The organism is Microbulbifer maximicatervae (SeqCode), assembly GCF_052467505.1.
The window spans coordinates 808,059-828,160 of the sequence record NZ_CP174313.1; the positions used below are offsets into that span (position 1 = coordinate 808,059).

Here is a 20,102-nt window from a genome sequence, read left to right on the forward strand (position 1 = left end):
GGCAAGAACAACCATACAAGGCCATTAAATTCGTTTCGGTCGCAAAAGACGCGCCCTCCACCGGACTGCCTACGCGTTGCTTCGGCATCCGTTTATGGCGACGTTATGAGTATATTGAGAATGTTAACTAAAACTCCTGAATTTTGGGGGCGGCGCCTAGAAAAAGCTTCAAGAGATCTTAAACTAGCTTCTGGTTTACTTATCTTTGGCATTGTTGCGTCTATGGTTCTTTGGTTTTGCAACTCAATTCTCTTTGTTTTTTCTGCATCGATAATTGCGGCGGGAATACTAAGTTTAATTTTTAACGGGTTTCTTTACTTTGAAGCAAAATCTCATGTGTTACGTAACAGAGGCTCATAAGAAGTGGCGGCAATGCGCAGCCTTTGGCTGCCGAACTCAGCACTTCGTGCTTCGCCGTTGCGCCAGGCGTTATATTTCTGAGAAATCATGATAGATAGCAAGAAAAACCCAGTTGAATGGAGTCAATTAATGAGTGAGCTAGAAGATGCACATGAGCATCTAGGTGATCTCATTAAAGAAATGGGATCTAAGGGGAGCGTCGATATCGAGGGCTATTCTATAGATATAGCCCATATATATGCGCATTTAAATCGAGCGTGGAATTCCCGTAATTTCAAAGGTGAAATGAGTGAATCTCAATGGGAGGAGTTTCGTTCTTTTCCCTCTGATTTGGAGCCAATCGCGTAATGAAATATAACCAGCGGCGGCACAATCGGCCTTCGGCCCGGACTCAGCACTGCGTGCTTCGCCTGTGCGCCGGACGTTATGTGTCCTCGGGTTATCGGAGTATCTATGTGGATTAGAGAACTGAGAAGGGCTTTATCTGAGGCTTTCGGTACTAAATGTATCTGTTGTTTTTGCGGTAAATTGATAGAAGATGAACCTGCTGTGACTATCAATTTAGGCCTCGGTGATGAGGAAACACAGCTTATGTATTCTCATGGTGGGTGTATACAGAATAGGCTTCATTCCTCAATTCCGTTTATTCCACCATCGGAACAAGAGGGCTGCTAAGACGCTCCCTTGGGGCCACATAACAAAGCCGGGCAATTTGCTCCGGGCCTGCGGCCCTCCGCGGGACAGCTTACCTTGTGCACCTTTTGCGCAGGTCGCTTTGCTCCCATTTTTGCGCAAAACGCGCACAAGGTAAGCTGCCCCTGCCGGCGGCGTTAAGAGCCATAATCGAAAGATCGAGTTATGAGTGAGTTTATTAAAATAATGAATGTATTTCATGCTAAGAAATTTGCATGGTTTCCATTTACATTTCTCTGCCCAATGCAAGGGAGTAGATTTGGTGTTGCGCGCTTTATAGGTACTGTCATTCTGAACACCTCGTTCTTTGCTTCACTTTTGGTATTTTTGTTGTATTCCAAATTTGGTAGTAGTGCTATAGATCACGTGGGGTTTACAATTATGTGGATATACGCCCTATTTGGTAGCTACTACTTGTTTGTGTGTTTTTGTTGGAATCAGGAACATGGTGCCAATAACTCTTAACAATCACAGGCACGCTGCTTCGGCCCTTCGGGCCTCCGCGGGACAGCCTACGCTGCGCTTCGGCCGCCCGTGCTGTGGGCGTTAAATTGACAGGAGACGGAATGAGCTCGGAAAGCACTCAGAAAGAGAAACCAAACAAATTTTGGCAAGGAGGGTTTCTTACATTAGGGAATATTAGAGATATTCTGTTGATTTCGTTGTTGTTAGTTTTAACGTGGAAGCTAATCAACTCGAGTATTTCATTTAGCTTTCAAGCTTTTAGTTTCACTGATCTACTATCTGTTCTACTTGCGTTCTTCGCGATAGCTCTTTCTACTGCGTTCTATTTTAAAGCTACGGAAACATCAAATCGGTTCTACGATAATTCTTACAAATTTACGAAAGAAATGTCTGAAATACTTGGTCGCATCGAATCAGGGTTTGGTGAAAAATTGCGACACATTGATGAGGGATACAATGGATTGAGAGATAAGTTCGACAAGATGCCTTTCGATGTACAACAAGCAAGAGAAGAGGAAAGGAAGGAAGAGAAGCATATTAAAGAGCAAGAGAATGAACGAAACAAGATAATCCTCGATCTTATGGAGAAAGCGAGAGTTGCAGATGGCGAAAAGGAAGCGCTTCTAAAAGAGCTTGAAAAACACACTAATGAACTAGATAAATCAAGGATAGAACTTCGACGGTTGCAAAGAAAAATCAACGAAGTAGAGAGTGATATAGGTGATGTTTCGCCAGGCTTTATCAGATATCTTTCTGATAGAATAGAAGGCAAGCTCCCAGAAAAATACGTTGAGGCTCCAACCAGGATTTTAGCGAAAAGACTTGAGGTATTGAAAGACCAAGGTGTTTTTGAGCCAGATGACCTCGAGTACATGGAGGATCATGGTTTGACCTCGAAAGGTTTTCTTACTCCTAAAGGAGCTAAGATAATGAGAATTGCGCTTGAGAAATCAATTTAACAAAACGCTGCACCCGACTCCGGCGCTATCGCGCCTCCGCGGGTGAGCTTGGCGTTATGTGCTTCAACGAAGAGATATGAACTTTGAGTAAATGGCTTTACCTAATAGTTGTTTTTGTCATGGCCGGTTTGCTTTATCCAATAATCTATCTCCTGGGCCTAGAAAGGTTAGGGGGCGGAGCTTTACTGAAGGTCCCGGAGTTCATCTTGTATAGCGTGCTAATAGGATTCTTCTTGTATCCGTTCATGGAGGGTTATAGACGCTATAAGATGGGTAGTCACTCATTGGCTGTTATTTTTCTTATCTCCGGAATAATTTTACCAGTTATAAGTGGCGCTTTTTTAATAATTTTATTTGAATCTATGTTGAAGTCTGGAAGCCATGGATGACACAGCAGCACATAACCAGGCCAAGCAAGCTCGCCCAGCTATGAGCTGGGCTGGACGGCCTACGCTACGCTTCGGCCGCCCTTGTTGGCAACGTTAGGCTCACTGAAATCGAAGAAAGTAAGTATGAAATTTCCATATTTGGTAGTTATATTGTTAACGTTTTCCTTAAGCTCTCATGCTGAGAAGTCTATGGATACACAAGAGCTTCTGAAAAATAATATTGGACAGCTGGAAGAAGAGCTTCAAGCTTTAAGGCTTCAGGTAAAGCACCTTAATACACAAATTAATCAGTCTGAGCAAAGAGTCGAGATAACTGCAAGCAATTTAAGGTCTGATTTATCTAGAATTGAGGAAAACAGCGGAGAGCAATTTTTGCGGATAGATAACGAGCTAGATGCCATTGATGTGTTAAAGAGTGAGCTAGGAAACACAAATAATCAGGTCTCTTCTGTCGAAGCATCCGTCAAAGAAATATCCCTCGCTTGGGCACAGTCTTCAAATATCGCCAAAATAGGAGCAATTATACTTCTCAGTGGCCTTCTTATTGAAATAATTGGCGCCACGGTTCTGGCAGGAACACACTTAGTAACTGAGCAAAAAGAGGTCAACACACTCAAGTCGACGCCTCCTTCTAATGATTTAAGTATGATTGATGTTAACTCCGAGCCACGAATTGATTTTCTAGGATCAATTGCTAGCTTCATGTTATTTTCAGGTTTTGTCCTTCAGTTTAGCGGAACAATTCTTATTCTATCGTTACCGTCATGGTTAGTGGTAATAATGGTTGCCCTTGCGGTAATTCCAGGAACATTGGTGATTTGCTATCTTTTGGGGCAAAGTTATAACCAATCAAGAACACAAAAAATAAGAGTAATCTTAAAAAATATTAAAAGAAATTTAATACCTTCATTTGGTGCTAAATGTGAAATATGCTCAAAGAGTCTAAAGTTTCATGAATCATATGTTTTTTGGAGTCAAGAACCAAACTCTGAGAAGCATCCATACTTGTACACTCCTCACAATATGCATTTAGGTCACCAAGATTGTCTAGCATCAAGTGGTAAGTATGAACAATCAAAAAATAGGCGTGAAGAGCTACAAGAAATAGAACAACATCAAAAAACAGTAGCTGAATTCCTAGCGCAAGATGTTCCAAAGATGAAAGAATGGTGGTCTGAGTATCGTAGCCATTGGTCAGAGAGAAGAAATAGCAAAGAGACTGTTAACTTCAGCGAATATACGTTCCTTCAGCTATTAAAGGAAATAAGTAAGCTAAAGCCTAAATCGGGTAGCCGGTAGTTTCTAGCTACCGGCCCCCACACCACCCATCGTGCGGGTCCGCAATGGGCGGTTCCCTATCCGTAATGAATCTCTACCCAGCGGTCACGTAAAGAAATCAAGCCCATCTTTTGGAAAAGCTCATTGTTGAGTGCAATATGAATACCTTCGGTCTTTGCATTTCGCCAGTAACTCTTACCGGACGATCCACAAGTGACAGCCAGTGATTCACTCACACCCATGCGTAGTAAGTTTCGGACTTTCGTTCTCACTTTACGCCAGTTTTTCCAGTAGTTCATTCTCAATCTTCGTCGTATCCAGCAGTCAAGATCGATACATTTTTAATAGCCTTGCGCTATACCAAAATAATTGATCCAACCACGGAGGAACATGGTAAGTTATTTCAATTTCTTTTCCATAGAAATACCACGGGATCGCCCTGTAATCTGGCGGATGCGGTATTTAAATTGGAGCAGGGACTTATCATGCCAGACGAGCCTTGCACCGCGAAAAGAGAATCCCAAAAACTTACAGCGGCTGACAGGAACTACTTGGCTTTTAGTATCGTTAACTTTGAGCTTAAGCTTGCGTTCAACAAAGCGTTTAATACTCGCCATAACCCGTTCACCCGCGCGCTTAGAAGCAGCAACAATCACAAAATCATCCGCATAGCGAACAAAATCATGTCGGCGTTTTTCCAGCTCTTTATCGAGCAGGTCGAGTACAATGTTGGAGAGTAGCGGCGATAAAGGGCCCCCTTGTGGCACCCCCTCATGACAGGCTTTCCAGCATCCATTTTCTACACTTCCTGCACGCAAGTAACTTGCGATCAACTTGAGTAAACGCTTATCGCTGATTCTTTGGCCAAGTAAACTCATGAGGAAGTCATGGTTGACCCGGTCGAAGAACTTAGATAAATCGACATCTACGGCTATTCGCTTCCCGCCTTCGATATACTTCTGTAGCTTTTTCACCGCATGATGCTGTGATCGCTTTGGGCGGAATCCATAGCTGAACTCCGAAAAGGTTTTATCGAAACTGGGACCGATGATTTGGGCGATAGCCTGCTGAATAACACGATCAAAGATCGTAGGTATCCCGAGACCACGCCGGCCACCATCTGGCTTGCGAATGTAGACGCGCCTGACGGGAAGCGGCTGGTAATGACCCTGTCGAATAGTCTCGATGAGGTCGTCGCCAACTGCCTTGAAGTGCTGCACAAAATTATCGACAGTAATCCCGTCAATGCCTGCGGCACCTTTGTTGCTTCGCACGTGTTTCCATGCAGCATTAAGATTTTCTTTGCTGAGGATGATTTCAAGCAGATTTTCATTTGAGTTGAGTGTCATGGCAGTGCGCTACGTTAATTTTATATCCGGCTGGCAACACATCGGTAGGCTAGCCCTGTCTTTTAACTCGTGGATTTTGGGTTCAGGCCTTCACCGTATCCAAGGTATTAATCTTGGCATTAGGTTACTATGCCGTCGGCTGACTTCTGTTCAATCACCTTGGCCATTACTGGCTGAGGCGCTGCTGTGTTCCATCAATTTTGGTTACCCCCGCGATGGTGGCTAGCGGGCTGGGCCTACTTATGAGTCAGCGGCCACGCTGACAGCTTTACAGCAGCAGGTTGAACAGATCTCCCCAGATAAGAGCGTGAACTTTCACTACACAACTGCATCATTTACTCTACCCGTTAGACCACATGGCTTCGGTATCCTTGGCTACCTCGCCTCCAGGCTAAGCCTTATATGATGTTTCTGTTCGTCAGCTCGTAGCTTTGCTAGCGGCTTCCTCCCCACAAGACCTCACGGTCTTGCAGTTGCCATTTGCTAGTAGTTAGCATTTAATGGAGACCATTAAACGGTGATCCTCCTACAGGGGACTTTCACCCCATTAGTTCACGCCCATGCTGGGCGTACCAAATACCTGCACAGCGACCATCTTTCCGCTCCTTCGTCGCTACAAGACGGCGCGTGAGGTGGGCGTTAAATACCAATGATACATAAAGTCTCTGTAACACTAGCTGTAATACATCTCGTATCCGTATTTATTATGGGGTATCTGATTGTAAATAGTTCCGATGGCAGTGCGGTAATGGCTTGGCTCCTTTACCTCACAATAGATTTTCCCGTAGGTTGGGGAATGGTGCCACTAGCGTACGTAGTCGAAGCACTTAACTTCGTAGATAGTATTGGGAGCAATGGGGAGTACAGTATCTATCGAGATATCCCCAATTTTTGGTATCCAGCTATCTATATAGGTGTTGTCGGCACTGTTTGGTGGTATTACTTACCACAACTAATACTTAGATCAATTAGGTGGCTTCGTAGTGGCCGTAGTATTTAACAAAACAAAGCAGCACCGCCCACTACGCGGGCTGGACAGTTTTTCCGCAGCTTCGCTGCTCCAAATCTGCCACTGTTTGTGGCGTTATTGTGGCGGTCGGTTTTATTGATTTTTCGTGGTAACTGAAGCTTTAGTGCCACTAAATTGCAGCCGATATTGAGCCCTTTTTACTGGTTGCTATTCAAGCAGTTTCGTTCCTAGGGTATTTGCTCAAGTGTGGTAGAGGTGGGCAGTCCGCTGCAATTTCGTGGAGTGCCAGTAAAATAGGAATTGGTTGGGGAAAGTGCGGTATTCTTTTCTCGTAAATATTGGGCAGCGGCCAGCCAAACTATGGCTGGCAAAGTGCTGGTAGTCGGTCCCGAGCGCGCCAACCATAACTAGGCTAGGCAAGCTCGCCCAACCCCTTCGGGGCTGGGCTGGACAGCCTACGCGTTGCTTCGGCTGCCCTTGCTAGCGGCGTTATTGTGGCGGTCGATTTTATTGATTTTTCGTAGTAACTGAAAGTTTAGTGCCACTAAATAGCAGCCAGTATTGAGCAGTTTTTATTGATTGCTATTCAAGCAGTTTCGCTCCTAGAGCGTTCGCTCAGGTGCTGTAAAAAGGGACAGTCCACTGCAATTTCGCGGATTGCCAGTAAGATAGGAATTGGTTGGGGAAAGTGCGGTATTCTTTCCTCGTAAATATTGGGCAGCGCCCAGCCAAACTATGGCTGGCAAAGTGCTAGTAGTCGGTCCCGAGCGCGCCAGCCATAACCAGGCTAGTCAAGCTCGCCCAACCCCTTCGGGGCTGGGCTGGACAGCCTACGCGTTGCTTCGGCTGCCCTTGCTAGCGGCGTTAAACGTAAATATGGAAAGAACCGTAGTATCAATAAGCTGGGCCACCATGTTATTTTTAGTGGTAACAGTGGTTTTAGGTAGGGAGAACTTTCTGAGCATGCAATTATTCCTGCTCTAAACACCGCAGCCTTTTGGGCGGTTGTTACTGGGCCGTTTTGGCTTATGGGTTTTTCTACAGTTTCACTAATTGCAGGTTGCATTGCCATTAGCAAAGGCCAAGCAGCCAAAAACAACTCTATCGCTCAAAAATATGGCTGGGGTTTAGCGGGCGTGGCGCCTATAGCATTTATATTTACAACCTTAATTGTTGCGGCGCTATTATGAGAGCTGAAACGTTTAACAAGGCGCTGTTGTCACAGCCTTCGGCTGCTGGGACGGCCTGCTGCGCAGTCCGCCCCAAAGCTTAGCGTTAAATTTCTAGGAGTTGCAATGAGATATTTAGTATTTTTCCTATTTGTTATGGTTTTGGCTGGTTGCAAGTCCAATCCTATTATTCCTGCGCCTATTGCGGCTCCGAATCAACAAATTACTCATAAGCCGTTAATTAAAGTCAATCCATACTACCCTAAGGACCTTCTCAGCCGTGGTGTGGAAGGGTGGGTTCTAATGGAAGTAACAGTCTCTGATCAAGGAAAGGTGATTTCATCAAAAGTAATAGATGCGAGTCCCGAATCTGGATTCAATCAAGCTGCACTAAGTGCCGTAAATAAATGGGTATACAAGCCTGGCTCTCTGACCCCAGATAATAAAACCAAAGCTCTAATTGAGTTTTGGATCTCCAGGTAGTCCGAAATTTAACAAAGCCAGGCAGGATGCTCCGGGCCTTTGGGCCCTCTGCGGGACAGCTTACCTTGTGCACTTTTTGCGCAGGTCGCTGCGCTCCCATTTTTGCGCAAAACGCGCACAAGGTAAGCTGCCCCTGCTGGCGGCGTTATGTGTAATCCATGAAAAAGATCTCTAAGTGGTGTGTATGGTTTGGTTGGATATTTATTGCATATCCAGGGTTGGCTTTTATGATCAATTTCTTGCCGGTAGATTTTTGGATAACAATAAGTAATTTCTTTACCGGCGAGGACAGTCACACTTACTATAAAGTTGTGGCTACAGAGGGTGGCCAAAACTATGTATTGTCTACATTAATTTTAGGGACTGGCTTAGTTGTTTTAGGTAAGGTTATTGCCGCTAAATCAAACACATAACAAGCAGTAGCACGAACGCCCGGCAAAAAAGGCCGGGCTGGACGGCCTACACGCCGCTTCGCTCTGTTTCGGCCGCCCGTGTGCTGGGCGTTATTGTGGCGGTCGGTTTTATTGATTTTCCGTGGTAACTGAAGGTTTAGTGCTACTAAATAGCATCCGGTGTTGAGCAATTTTACTGATTGCTATTCAAGCAGTTTCGCTCCTAGAGTGTTCGCTCGGGTGTTGTAAAAAGAGGCAGTCCGGTGCAATTTAGTGGAGTGCCTGTAAGATAGGAATTGGTTGGGGAAAGTGCGGTATTCTTTCCTCGTAAATATTGGGCAGCGGCCAGCCAAACAATGGCTGGCAAAGTGCTAGTAGTCGGTCCCGAGCGCGCCAACCATAACCAGGCTAGGCAAGCTCGCCCACCCCCTACGGGACTGGGCTGGACAGCCTACGCGTTGCTTCGGCTGCCCTTGCTAGCGGCGTTATGTTACTAAGGAGAATCAATGAAAAGTGCCGTCAAAGAGTTTGAAAAGCGTGAGTCAGATGTAGAGCGCAAAGTTGTATTGTTTGGTGTTGCTTTATTGTTAATTTTATTTGCAATAGGGCTGGGTGTGCTAGTTAATCTATTTTTATTAACTCCATCTACAGGTCTTGCGGTCAAGCTGCTAAGTTCTATTGCGGTTCCCGCCTGTGTATCCGCCTATGTTTTACATTATTGCTATAGGAATTATTTTGTAGGTTTAAAGTAACCTAGCAAACAAAATCAAAATTGCCCACAAGTGGGCTTGGACATAAATAGCTTGGCTGGCGCTTCGCGCAGTATAGTCAATCTATTTATGCTATTTATTTTAAACGTTATGGCCCTAAAGAATAAATATCTATGAGTGACGATAAAGGATATCAATGCTTTCTATGTGGTGAGCACATCGATAATCAAGGAGGTCTAGATCCATGTGCAGTCGATCTTATCGCTAACATTGATCAACCCACGGACAAGCTAGATCTCCAGCGTTTCTTCTGTCACATTAAGTGCTTCAAAAAAATCAACAAACACGCCCGCATATACAAGCCAAGGTTCGAGGATGCTTCTAGCTAAAAGCCATAACAAGTGACTATGGTTACTCGTCAAGTTTTTAAGCCATACTTTCATCCCAGTAGGTGTTGTTTTTCACCATTGTATTCAGGATCGTAATCTGCTTTCTCATGCAGGCAACCAGAGCAACCTTTTTAGGTTTGCCAGCGTCGACTAATCGCTTATACATGGGCTTTAGTTTGGGATGATGTTGTATGGCCGACATGATGGAAACAAAAAGAACCGTGCGTACGCGATGCCTTCCACCTCGAATATATCGTTTGCCCTGGAAGTTGCCGCTATCACGGTTCATCGGGGCGATACCGACAAGTGCAGCGATTTCTTTACGGTTCAATTGTCCTAGCTCAGGAAGTTCACTCATTAACGTATAGGCCAATACATTTCCGACCCCTTTGGCACTCAACAATAGGTCACGCCTTTGCCGCCACTCGGACACACTGTTAACCAGTTTTTCCAGTTGCTTGTCGATACCTTGTAACTCTTTCTTGATGGTGTTTAGAATGGTCTGGATAGGTTTGTGTACTGATTTCGGCATCCTCTGAAGCCGATTCTTTTGCATTGTACTCATCTCTAAACACTGACTTCTTACAGCCAGTAAGTCACTGATCGCCCTAAGCTTTTCTGGTTTTAGCACCGACAGCCCTGGCTTCATGGCCTCACCAAAATGTGCAATATCCATTGCATCTAGCTTGTCAGTTTTGGCGAGGCGCCCTGCAGATTTAGCGAAGCTCCTTATCTGCGAAGGATTGCAAACAACAATAGGTAATCCGGCTTTGTCGGCGGCGCAAACAAACTCTAACTCGAGCCTTCCCGTAGACTCTATTAATACTCTTTGAGGTTTAAGAGGTTGTAGTTGTTTAATGGCATCTTTAATGCCATTTTTATCATTGGCAACACTAAAGAACTGGCCAGTAGGTCTCACATAAATATCGAGTTGTTTACTGCTGGTATCGATACCGACATTGATCTCTTGAGGTTCCATAAGATAAGCTATCTCCGCCTTGCTATTCGGGCTCGAGGCCCACATGACTATCCGAGTTATGCCTAGTGAGTGCTTATCACGTTCATACTTGTTATCGGTCTTTTACGAACCAGCCAAGCAGCGAACTGTGATAAACAAGGCCTTCGGTGGCCGCCGAAGGTGGGTCTCAATTTACCCGTTAACGAAAAGGATTTTCAACATCAGAATCGGGCAAGAACAACCATACAAAGCCAAGCACGCTCGCCAGCAAAGCTGGCTGGACCTACATTCCGCAGCTTCGCTGCTCTATTTCGGCCCGTGTTGGCGGCGTTAGGTGAAGTTCAGTATGAGACTAATAATCACCATTTTTGTCTTTTTATTCAGCTCATCCGTTTATTCAGATGAGATTCCATGTTGGATGAATCCTGATATGGTTCCAGAAACAACCCAACTCGCAGTATTAAAGACATACCTATTGCCAATTAATCTAGATGCACCCAGAAAAGATTTAGAAACGAGAATAAAGCATCAAGATTATCGATTCATCGCAATTGGTGGTTTTGGGATCGGCTATCCAGGTCTTTCCGACAAAGAGATGCTCTGTAAATACGGCTTTAGATATATCATGGGTACTTCAGATGCATTGGAGGGGGGGGAGCATAGTAAGCTGTCTCATGCATTTAGCCGTTACGCTAAAGAATATAATATGGCCTTGGAGAAGAAACTCAGTGCCAAGTAATTCACCTAACAATCACAGGCAGTATGCGCCGGCCCTTCGGGCCTCTGCGGGACGGCCTACGCTACGCTTCGGCCGCCCCTGCTGTGGGCGTTATGCATCATGAGAAGGTTATGGGTTTTAAGATATCTGGAGCACTAAATTTCCTTTGCGTCTTTTACTTTCTTGCTATCTGGACAATTCTATTACTTGTTGCCCAGCCAGAGGCACTAAGCACATATGAAGCGGCAAAGAGTACCTTGATCTATGTACTTACAGAGGATGGTTCAGAGTTTTTTTATTTGAGTATTGCATCAATGCTTGTTTGTTTTGCTTGTGGTGTATTTCTCTTCCTAAGAAAATACCCCGAACAAACAATGTATATAATAGGTTTTCATGCTTTAATAGGTTTTTATTTTTATGATTGGTCGCTAGCATTATCTATTGGTCTGCCATTGTTATTCTTTAATAAGGTACGAGTAAATGCATAACAAGGCCATCAACCAACGCCACTTCGTGGCTGGACAGCCTAAAGCGCGCTTTGCGCACGGCTGCCGGTTATGGCGACGTTAAATGCCTGAGAAAGAATGAGAGAAATTATCGATTTAAGTACGCTGCCGGAAATTGAGAGAGATATTTACCTCTGCGATTCATGGTGCGATAAGTGCAACGAAGCAGATCTCGGCATCGTTAATCCAGAGCTATACGTTGAAAGTGGTCGGAAGTATATTAGTGGCAGTTGCAAAATTTGCGGCACAGAGTGCATTTCTGAAATCATAGAAAAACAAGTGGAGTAGCTGGCTATGTGCCACCTGCATTTAACAAGTTTAGGCAGCATCGCCCCTTCGGGGCTGGACCGGCGTACCGCCGGCCGCTGCTAAAGGCGTTAACTGAATATGTGGAAAGAAAGTGTTCCTAAAAGCCTGTTTCAAGCGCTCAATGATCCAAAAATGGTTGGAGATTACAAACTCTCACCACAAGAAGAGTGGTTTCAGCCATACGAGATTGAAGAAGTTGATACAGCTGAAGTCTTAGGCGCATTCGATGGGCGCTCTACTACAAGTGAAGGAATCTTGAGCGGCGCTATTCGTATCTGTAATACAGGCTGCGAGGGGTATCATATTTACGTATTTAGCGGACCTGAAGCTGGAAGTATATGGTCAGATCAGCGCTATCCATTTGGCCGTCTCTCAAAAATTTGCTCGTCCTTAGATGTTTACTTGGCCAATTTGAGCGAGTTTGGAGCAGGGCACATTGCGCAATACGAGGACCTCAGTTAACAAGGCCGGGCAATTTGCTCCGGGCCTTCGGCCCTCCGCGGGACAGCTTACCTTGCGCACCTTTTCCGCGGGTCGCTACGCTCCCATTTTCGCGCAAAACGCGCACAAGTTAAGCTGCCCCTGCCGGCGGCGTTATTGTGGCGGTCATTTTTTAGATGGTTTGTAGTTGCTGCAAGTAACAATCTCTACCTGAACACGCTTCGCCAGAGAGTTCTCCTTCAAACTGGTACCGCAGTTTCGTTCAAGTGCCTTCGTTTAAAGCCAACAAGTTCTGCAAGCCAGCTGCACCATTGTGGAGTGCCAATCAGCTAGTTAACTGGTGGGGAAAGTATGGTATTTTTCCCTGTAAATTTATCTGGCAGTGGCCAGCCAAAGTTGGCTGGCAGAGAGCAAGTAGGTCGTTCAGAGCGCGCCAGCTATAACCAGGCCAGGCAAGATCGCCCAGCCGGTGGCTGGGCTGGACAGCCTACGCTTTGCTTCGGCTGCCCTTGCTGGCAACGTTATAGGGCTAGAACTTGAGCCAAATTCACAAAGACCAAAAATTAAGTGTATATCTGTGGAAATTCATGGTTTGTCTTTTTGCTTCAAGCTTGATTCCCATGGCATATGTACTTTGGGCGGTTTTACCAGGGTTAAAGGGAAATTGGTTTGGTGTTGCTGTGGTTTCAGCGGTTTGTTCAGCATTATTGACTGCGGCTTTACCGGTAAATAATGCTCGTTACTATGTCCCAAGTAGTGTTGTTGTGGGCGTGTTATTTTATGGGATAATTCAGGGTTACTTATTATACAATGGGGCCCCATAACTAGGCCAAGCAGGCTCGCCCAGCCCCTGTGGGGCTAGGCTGGACAGCCTACGCGGCGCGCTTCGCACGCAAACGCTCCGGCCGCCCCTGTTGGCAACGTTAACTGTATTCACTGAGCCATGAGTAAAGCTAAAGGAATTGCAATAAGAACTATACTGGCTGCAGCGTTCGTCATTGCTATATCGCTCTTCTTTGGAGCGAGCTTTTATCTGTCTCTTATCATTGTTGCTGGTTTGGGTGTGTTTGGTGAAATAATCCATATGCCAGAAAACATGCCGGGCGCTATCGATAATCCAGGTGGCAAAGAGTTGCATCCAGCTAAAGCAATCTGTATTGGTTTGGTCGTTGTTCTGGTTTTAATTGGTTTTGGGGTTCTTTTTCCGGAGTTATATAGTTATGGTTTTGGCACAAACAGTTAACAAGTGACTATGGTTACTCGTCAAGTTTTTAAGCCATACTTTCATCCCAGTAGGTGTTGTTTTTCACCATTGTATTCAGGATCGTAATCTGCTTTCTCATGCAGGCAACCAGAGCAACCTTTTTAGGTTTGCCAGCGTCGACTAATCGCTTATACATGGGCTTTAGTTTGGGATGATGTTGTATGGCCGACATGATGGAAACAAAAAGAACCGTGCGTACGCGATGCCTTCCACCTCGAATATATCGTTTGCCCTGGAAGTTGCCGCTATCACGGTTCATCGGGGCGATACCGACAAGTGCAGCGATTTCTTTACGGTTCAATTGTCCTAGCTCAGGAAGTTCACTCATTAACGTATAGGCCAATACATTTCCGACCCCTTTGGCACTCAACAATAGGTCACGCCTTTGCCGCCACTCAGACACACTGTTAACCAGTTTATCCAGTTGCTTGTCGATACCTTGTAGCTCTTTCTTGATGGTGTTTAGAATGGTCTGTATAGGTTTGTGTACTGATTTCGGCATTCTCTGAAGCCGATTCTTTTGCATTGTACTCATCTCTAAACACTGACTTCTTACCGCCAGTAAGTCACTGATCTCCCTAAGCTTTTCTGGTTTTAGCACCGACAGCCCTGGCTTCATGGCCTCACCAAAATGTGCAATATCCATTGCATCTAGCTTGTCAGTTTTGGCGAGGCGCCCTGCGGATTTAGCGAAGCTCCTTATCTGCGAAGGATTGCAAACAACAATAGGTAATCCGGCTTTGTCGGCGGCGCAAACAAACTCTAACTCGAGCCTTCCCGTAGACTCTATTAATACTCTTTGAGGTTTAAGAGGTTGTAGTTGTTTAATGGCATCTTTAATGCCATTTTTATCATTGGCAACACTAAAGAACTGGCCAGTAGGTCTCACATAAATATCGAGTTGTTTACTGCTGGTATCGATACCGACATTGATCTCTTGAGGTTCCATAAGATAAGCTATCTCCGCCTTGCTATTCGGGCTCGAGGCCCACATGACTATCCGAGTTATGCCTAGTGAGTGCTTATCACGTTCATACTTGTTATCGGTCTTTTACGAACCAGCCAAGCAGCGAACTATGATAAACAAGGCCTTCGGTGGCCGCCGAAGGTGGGTCTCAATTTACCCGTTAACGAAAAGGATTTTCAACATCAGAATCGGGCAAGAACAACCATACAAGTACAAGCAGGTTGCTACGGGCCTTTGGCCCTTCGCGGGACGGCTTACGCTACGCTCTAGCCGCCCCTGTTGTAGTCGTTAAATGGCTATGGTACTCCTGGAATACTACGAAGATCTATCAAACCTTCTATCTCCTCTTTGGGAGATCTTCATGGTGGTGCCATTAGTACCACTAGCCACTGGCATTCTCATGACGATCTTTGTAGTCAAGGGTAACTTTCGCACCCTGAGCAAGATCTTAATGGGCGCTATAGGTATCGTATGGCTAATTTATGGAATGTATGAGAGCGGCATATTTTTATACTGCTGGTACAATGAGACCGGTTTTGTGCGCAATGATATGTATTTTTTTGGACCTGCTCTTGTCTTTATTTGCCTTCTTTATTTAAGTGTAGCGGTGTTCGGGAGGAAGAATGCCATTTAACAAGCACCACCAACACGCCGCTTTGCGGCTGGACTCGCAACAAGTTGCTCGCCGTTGTGGTGAGCGTTATGCACTTGAAAAGGATTGAGCATGTCCAAGAAAATGGAAGCTAATGAACTAGAAAGCTTAGAAGTTAATGGCGTCGGTCAAGTTACTCCAGGCATGCAACTAGAACACCCTGTTTTTGGTTTGGGTCAAGTAGAAGCAATCTTTCAGTTTGTTAAGTCCGACGACATAACAATACGCATAAATTTCGAAAAGCATGGTTCAAAGGCATTGGCACCAGAGTATGCAAATCTCTCATTGCCAAAAGCTAAAACACAAGAATCCTCACTTATCTCTAAGCTATTTGGGCGGGGCAAATAAATGCATAACAAGCGCAGCCATGCTCGCCCTTCGGGCTGGACCTCCGTATATTGTCACGTTTTGCGCGGGGCGCAAAAAGCGCCAATATACTCCGGCCCATGCTGCGGGCGTTATGTTTACTTATGAACAAAGTTCTTCTCGTGATTTTAAGTTTCCTCTCGGTTAGCTGTTTTGCTGTTGAAGAGCCCAATCCATGCCCTAGCCGAGTAGAAGGCACTGAGCATGGGTATAAAATGGATGTAGACGCTTACTCAATAAAAAGTGAATTTGATGGCGAGCTTTATTATGTTTCTATTTCCTTGCCTCAAAAATACAACTCAAGAGATTTGAGTAGTATTAATCTGCATAAAAAAGAACAAGGAAAGCTTAAGCTAGCGTCAGGGCTAGCCTTAGAAAACGAAAGGGGTCTTTCCAAAGCATACTTTTACGCAGCTCCATCTGAAATTGGAACACTAAGCATTAGCGCTGTATATTTTTCTTACTATGAGTGCCAAGGAAAGTTAGTTTGGGACACAATGAGAGGGTATGACCTACCCATAAACATAACAAGGCGGTTAATGCCGCCTTCGGCTGGACAGCCTTAAGCGTGGCTTCGCCACAAGGCTGCCCATTACCTTGGTGTTATGTGTAAATAGAGATTATGAGCAAAAAAGTAAAAATCACGCTCACGGAAGATGAAGCATGGGTTCTGTTCGAGCTGACTCGTAGATTTAGTGATTCAGACAAGCTTATGATTGAGGACCAGGCAGAAGAAAGAGCGTTATGGAACTTGTGTTGCGTATTTGAGAAAACACTGCATCAAGATTCTGATCTTGAGTATCGAGACTTCATTCAACAATGCAGGAGTAAACTCAGAGATGGAACTTAAAATACACATAACAAGAGCCGGCACGATCAAAAATGCTGTGCATTTTTTGGATCTCCGGTGCTTTGCACCTCCGGCCCGTGCGGCTAGGCGTTATATTTAGGAGGATTTATGTCATATAAAATATACTCGGGAAGCTTTCTAGCTGGTCACGGCTATCCTTTAGTGATCGTTACTGACCCAACGCTTTCAGGAAATATAAAAGCTTCAGAGTGCCATTCTTTTTACTCTGGAAAACCTGAGTCATATATGATCTCGACAATAAGTTATGATTCAACTGAATCGAGTTCTATTGATGACGATGAATTGATAGCTGCGGCTAAAGGCGATGGTGAGAACCATATCTATGATTACTTGCAAGAAAACAATGAAATCCAATACCAAGCTTTAATTGCTGGAATTATTAGCAAAATTGATGAAGTAGAAGAGAATGTACTTATCCAACTACACTTACGTAACTTTCTCGCGAATGAGATTGAGGAAATGATAATTGAGAAGACACGTGATTCTGATCTGAAGAGCATTCTTCAAACGATTAAGAGACTAAATAGAATCACTTCAGCCAAAAAAATATAACAAGCGCATGAATTTCGTTTCAGCCCTGCGAGCTTCCACCGGACACAGCACGCTTCGCGAGCTGTGCCGATTATGCGGGCGTTATTGTGGCGGTCAATTTTTAGATAGTTTGTAGTTGCTGCAAGTAACAATCTCTACCTGAACACGCTTCGGCAGAGAGTTCTCCTTCAAACTGGTACTGCAGTTTCGTTCAAGTGCCTTCGTTTTAAGCCAACAAGTTCTGCAAGTTAGCTGTTGCATTGTGGAGTGCCAGGCAGATAGTTAATTGGTGGGGAAAGTATGGTACTTTTCCCTGTAAATTTATTGGGCACTGGTCAGCCAACGTTGACTGGCAGAGAGCAAGTAGGTCGTTCAGAGCGCGCCAGCTATAACCAGGCCAGGCAAGATCGCCCAGCCGGTGGCTGGGCTGGACAGCCTACGCTTTGCTTCGGCTGCCCTTGCTGGCAACGTTAAGGCTCAATTATGAAAATCGTCATTTTCCTGATACTGCCGATATTAATTGCTCTTGCGTGGAAGTATATAAGTATTGCAAGTGAGACTTTGAGGCAGCTCAAGCTGGGGAAAGATCCAGAGATTGACCCAATGCAGAGTGCGATATTGCCTGAAATAATAGCCATGCTAATTTTAAGCTTTGTGTCTTACGTAATTGTAAATATATTTAGCCCTGCAAATAGCGTGAAATTTGTCGCATCTGGGCAGCTGGTATTCTTAATATTTCTTGCTCCTTTCACATTAAAACATTGGTGGGGGCTTAGGCAGGTTCAGCCTTAACAAAGCTGCGTATTCTGGCGGTCGATTTTTAGATGTTCTGTAGCTACTGCAAGCATCAATCTCTATCTGAGCACTTTTTTCTGAGAGTTTTTCTGAAATTTGGTACCGCAGTTTCGCTTCAGTGCCATCTTTTTAAGTCAGCAAGCCCTGCAAGCCAGCTACGTCATCATGGAGTGCCAATCAGATAGTTAACCGGTTGGGAAAGTATGGTATTTTTCCCTTTAAATTTATCGGGCAGTGACCAGCCAAAGTTGGCTGGTAGTTAGCAAGTAGGTAGTTCAGTGCGCGCCAGCCATAACCAGGCTAGTCAAGCTCGCCCAACCCCTCCGGGGCTGGGCTGGACAGCCTACGCTCCGCTTCGGCTGCCCTTGCTAGCAACGTTATGTACAAAATATAGCATTGCGCTGATTAAGGTGGAATAGATTTGGCTAAAACATATTCATGCTCTTTCCCTTCCGTGAGATATTCCATAGATGCATGTAATGCCTTCATGCAGCACCAAAGTTATATCCATGAGATGGAGGAAAAATTCGGGTCGCTGCATGGGTCAGTAGTGGCATCCGCAACTGAATCCGTATCTATTTATTCGAGCTTGAAATATTCAGCTATCTTCCCAAAAATTCACAGAGATTCTATGTTCATCTCTACCGTTGGATACCTTGAATATCTACTAGTGGGCTTTTGTCGAGTTTGTGAGATAGATTTTTCAGTAAGTAAATCAATTAAAAAAAGGCCGAACCTTCGTGATACGTTTTCGTATTTAGAAGACTATGTGGAATTAGACCTCAGCTCAATTTCTGAAGAGATTTCATACTTCAGTGATTGCTCGTTCGTAAGAAATGCTATCGCACATAGGGCGGGCATCATAAACGAATATCTAGATAAAGAAGCATTTAGTAGATTGCAAAAGAATCACGAGATGTCGCTGGATAGAAATTCCGGGGTAGTTATTTCACGCAATTTTATGCTTGAATTTGTAGCAAACTGCCGTGGTATCTTTATCCAGCTTGGAGACTCTGTAGACAGGAAAATTATAGAGCGCTTTGGACCCTATAATCACTTGGCTCCAGAAGAGCAATTGGCACTTCTAAATAATGCCTAAGCCCCATGGCAGCGTACATAACAAGCCGCAGCAATCGCTCCCGTTGGTCGCTGGGACAGCCAAAACGCTGCGCTTATTTGTCTGCCCCTATGCGGGGCGTTATTGTGGCGGTCAATATTTAGATGTTTTGTAGCTGCTGCAAGCATCAATCTCTATCTGAGCACACTTTTCCTGAGAGTTTTCCTGCAAGTTGGTACCGCAGCTCCATTCTAGTGCCTTCGCTTTCAGTCAGTAAGCCCTACAAGCCTGCTAGGCCATCGTTGAGTGCCAATCGGATAGTTATCCGGAGGGGAAAGTATGGTATTTTCTCCTGTAAATTTATCGGGCAGTGGCCAGCCAAAGTTGGCTGGCAGAGAGCAAGTAGGTCGTTCAGTGCGCGCCAGCTATAACTAGGCCAGGCAAGATCGCCCAGCCGGAGGCTGGGCTGGACAGCCTACGCTCCGCTTCGGCTGCCCTTGCTGGCAACGTTAAATTATGAAGCCAAAATTCGCATTTATCGCTGGCATTTTTATGCTTTCTGGCTGTGTGACCACAGTAACCTGGGATGGATTTACTCCCTCAAAGAGCTACCAAATTACTTTTAAAGATCAAGATGCAAATCCTGTTCCCGGAGTAAGTGCTAGTTGCAACGGAAATGGAGTATGGCCAAGTGAGAAAATTGCCCGGGAAATAAATGAAGCCTACGAAAAATCCGACCCAACTGGATTGCTAAAGTTATCGCATAGTGGGTACGAGATGGGTGGGACCTATAAAGAATTCGGGCCACTCACCTGGGGTGGCAATGAGCACTGGAAGGTATATTGCAAATTCATACATCGCGGTTCAATTATCGAGTCCGGAGAGTTGGCCAAGTTCAATCAGCCAGTAGAGGTCAAGGTGCCAAAACTAATTTAACAAAGCTATGCAGCCGACGTCTTACTTTGTGTGCTTTTTGCACGGTCGCTGCGCTCCCATTTTCGTGCAAAAAGTACACAAAGTAAGCCGCATTTGATTGCGGCGTTAGGCAGCAAGATTGAGAA

25 protein-coding genes are annotated in these 20,102 nt (G+C 45.0%); 21 read left to right on the forward strand and 4 right to left on the reverse strand.

The annotated features are described in order from the left end of the window. Window positions 1–105 precede the first annotated feature (105 nt). The 4 genes from ACJJIN_RS03635 (at window position 106) to ACJJIN_RS03650 (ending at window position 4,165) form a co-directional block, all read left to right on the forward strand. On the forward strand, window positions 106–360 hold the full coding sequence (locus ACJJIN_RS03635) for a hypothetical protein (RefSeq protein ID WP_444896921.1): 255 nt from the start codon (window positions 106–108) through the stop codon (window positions 358–360). A 129-nt stretch (window positions 361–489) separates the two neighbouring features. Then, on the forward strand, window positions 490–708 hold the full coding sequence (locus ACJJIN_RS03640; RefSeq protein ID WP_444896922.1) for a hypothetical protein: 219 nt from the start codon (window positions 490–492) through the stop codon (window positions 706–708). Between the two features lie 911 nt (window positions 709–1,619). Next, window positions 1,620–2,477 carry a hypothetical protein gene (locus ACJJIN_RS03645; protein WP_444896923.1) on the forward strand — a complete coding sequence of 286 codons (858 nt, stop codon included), beginning with the start codon at window positions 1,620–1,622 and terminating at the stop codon, window positions 2,475–2,477. A 578-nt stretch (window positions 2,478–3,055) separates the two neighbouring features. After that, on the forward strand, window positions 3,056–4,165 hold the full coding sequence (locus ACJJIN_RS03650) for an SH3 domain-containing protein (protein ID WP_444896924.1): 1,110 nt from the start codon (window positions 3,056–3,058) through the stop codon (window positions 4,163–4,165). 56 nt (window positions 4,166–4,221) lie between these two features. Here the strand turns inward: ACJJIN_RS03650 and ACJJIN_RS03655 are convergent, their stop codons facing one another. Then, window positions 4,222–4,416, reverse strand: a complete 195-nt coding sequence (locus ACJJIN_RS03655) for a hypothetical protein (protein WP_444896925.1) — start codon at window positions 4,414–4,416, stop codon at window positions 4,222–4,224. 126 nt (window positions 4,417–4,542) lie between these two features. Then, complete coding sequence (gene ltrA / locus ACJJIN_RS03660) at window positions 4,543–5,493, reverse strand: group II intron reverse transcriptase/maturase (protein WP_444896926.1); 951 nt, start codon at window positions 5,491–5,493, stop codon at window positions 4,543–4,545. 649 nt (window positions 5,494–6,142) lie between these two features. On the opposite strand from ltrA, the gene ACJJIN_RS03665 reads away from it, so the two are divergent. From ACJJIN_RS03665 to ACJJIN_RS03685, 5 genes are all read left to right on the forward strand, one after another. After that, window positions 6,143–6,493, forward strand: a complete 351-nt coding sequence (locus tag ACJJIN_RS03665; RefSeq protein ID WP_444896927.1) for a hypothetical protein — start codon at window positions 6,143–6,145, stop codon at window positions 6,491–6,493. Window positions 6,494–7,491: 998 nt separating this feature from the next. Then, window positions 7,492–7,653: a hypothetical protein gene (locus tag ACJJIN_RS03670; protein ID WP_444896928.1), complete on the forward strand. Its 162-nt coding sequence runs from the start codon at window positions 7,492–7,494 to the stop codon at window positions 7,651–7,653. Window positions 7,654–7,758: 105 nt separating this feature from the next. Continuing rightward, window positions 7,759–8,115, forward strand: a complete 357-nt coding sequence (locus ACJJIN_RS03675; protein ID WP_444896929.1) for an energy transducer TonB — start codon at window positions 7,759–7,761, stop codon at window positions 8,113–8,115. Window positions 8,116–8,273: 158 nt separating this feature from the next. Beyond that, on the forward strand, window positions 8,274–8,528 hold the full coding sequence (locus ACJJIN_RS03680; RefSeq protein ID WP_444896930.1) for a hypothetical protein: 255 nt from the start codon (window positions 8,274–8,276) through the stop codon (window positions 8,526–8,528). Between the two features lie 485 nt (window positions 8,529–9,013). Further along, window positions 9,014–9,259, forward strand: coding sequence for a hypothetical protein (locus ACJJIN_RS03685; RefSeq protein ID WP_444896931.1), 246 nt, complete (start codon window positions 9,014–9,016; stop codon window positions 9,257–9,259). A gap of 384 nt (window positions 9,260–9,643) precedes the next feature. On the opposite strand, the gene ACJJIN_RS03690 is transcribed toward ACJJIN_RS03685, so the two are convergent. Further along, window positions 9,644–10,585, reverse strand: coding sequence for an IS110 family RNA-guided transposase (locus tag ACJJIN_RS03690; RefSeq protein WP_444894991.1), 942 nt, complete (start codon window positions 10,583–10,585; stop codon window positions 9,644–9,646). Window positions 10,586–10,910: 325 nt separating this feature from the next. Here ACJJIN_RS03690 and ACJJIN_RS03695 point away from each other — a divergent pair, with 325 nt between their 5' ends. The 5 genes from ACJJIN_RS03695 (at window position 10,911) to ACJJIN_RS03715 (ending at window position 13,781) form a co-directional block, all read left to right on the forward strand. After that, window positions 10,911–11,303, forward strand: coding sequence for a hypothetical protein (locus tag ACJJIN_RS03695; RefSeq protein WP_444896932.1), 393 nt, complete (start codon window positions 10,911–10,913; stop codon window positions 11,301–11,303). Window positions 11,304–11,413: 110 nt separating this feature from the next. Next, window positions 11,414–11,770, forward strand: coding sequence for a hypothetical protein (locus ACJJIN_RS03700; RefSeq protein ID WP_444896933.1), 357 nt, complete (start codon window positions 11,414–11,416; stop codon window positions 11,768–11,770). Window positions 11,771–12,175: 405 nt separating this feature from the next. Beyond that, complete coding sequence (locus ACJJIN_RS03705) at window positions 12,176–12,559, forward strand: hypothetical protein (RefSeq protein ID WP_444896934.1); 384 nt, start codon at window positions 12,176–12,178, stop codon at window positions 12,557–12,559. Between the two features lie 515 nt (window positions 12,560–13,074). After that, window positions 13,075–13,362, forward strand: a complete 288-nt coding sequence (locus ACJJIN_RS03710; protein ID WP_444896935.1) for a hypothetical protein — start codon at window positions 13,075–13,077, stop codon at window positions 13,360–13,362. Window positions 13,363–13,481: 119 nt separating this feature from the next. Continuing rightward, window positions 13,482–13,781: a hypothetical protein gene (locus tag ACJJIN_RS03715; RefSeq protein ID WP_444896936.1), complete on the forward strand. Its 300-nt coding sequence runs from the start codon at window positions 13,482–13,484 to the stop codon at window positions 13,779–13,781. A gap of 28 nt (window positions 13,782–13,809) precedes the next feature. On the opposite strand, the gene ACJJIN_RS03720 is transcribed toward ACJJIN_RS03715, so the two are convergent. Next, entirely contained in the window at window positions 13,810–14,751 is a 942-nt protein-coding gene (locus ACJJIN_RS03720; RefSeq protein ID WP_413662913.1) for an IS110 family RNA-guided transposase, read from the reverse strand. Window positions 14,752–15,493: 742 nt separating this feature from the next. Between ACJJIN_RS03720 and ACJJIN_RS03725 the strand changes: the two genes are divergently transcribed. From ACJJIN_RS03725 to ACJJIN_RS03755, 7 genes are all read left to right on the forward strand, one after another. Next, complete coding sequence (locus tag ACJJIN_RS03725) at window positions 15,494–15,769, forward strand: hypothetical protein (protein WP_444896937.1); 276 nt, start codon at window positions 15,494–15,496, stop codon at window positions 15,767–15,769. 122 nt (window positions 15,770–15,891) lie between these two features. Continuing rightward, on the forward strand, window positions 15,892–16,353 hold the full coding sequence (locus tag ACJJIN_RS03730) for a hypothetical protein (protein ID WP_444896938.1): 462 nt from the start codon (window positions 15,892–15,894) through the stop codon (window positions 16,351–16,353). A gap of 56 nt (window positions 16,354–16,409) precedes the next feature. Next, window positions 16,410–16,637, forward strand: coding sequence for a hypothetical protein (locus ACJJIN_RS03735; RefSeq protein WP_413662923.1), 228 nt, complete (start codon window positions 16,410–16,412; stop codon window positions 16,635–16,637). A 108-nt stretch (window positions 16,638–16,745) separates the two neighbouring features. After that, window positions 16,746–17,210, forward strand: coding sequence for a hypothetical protein (locus tag ACJJIN_RS03740; RefSeq protein WP_444896939.1), 465 nt, complete (start codon window positions 16,746–16,748; stop codon window positions 17,208–17,210). A gap of 462 nt (window positions 17,211–17,672) precedes the next feature. After that, window positions 17,673–17,981, forward strand: a complete 309-nt coding sequence (locus ACJJIN_RS03745) for a hypothetical protein (protein ID WP_444896940.1) — start codon at window positions 17,673–17,675, stop codon at window positions 17,979–17,981. Between the two features lie 424 nt (window positions 17,982–18,405). After that, window positions 18,406–19,083 (forward strand): hypothetical protein, encoded by a 678-nt coding sequence (locus ACJJIN_RS03750; RefSeq protein WP_444896941.1) that lies wholly within the window; start codon window positions 18,406–18,408, stop codon window positions 19,081–19,083. Window positions 19,084–19,557: 474 nt separating this feature from the next. Then, window positions 19,558–19,977 carry a hypothetical protein gene (locus tag ACJJIN_RS03755; protein ID WP_444896942.1) on the forward strand — a complete coding sequence of 140 codons (420 nt, stop codon included), beginning with the start codon at window positions 19,558–19,560 and terminating at the stop codon, window positions 19,975–19,977. The last annotated feature ends 125 nt before the right edge of the window (window positions 19,978–20,102 follow it).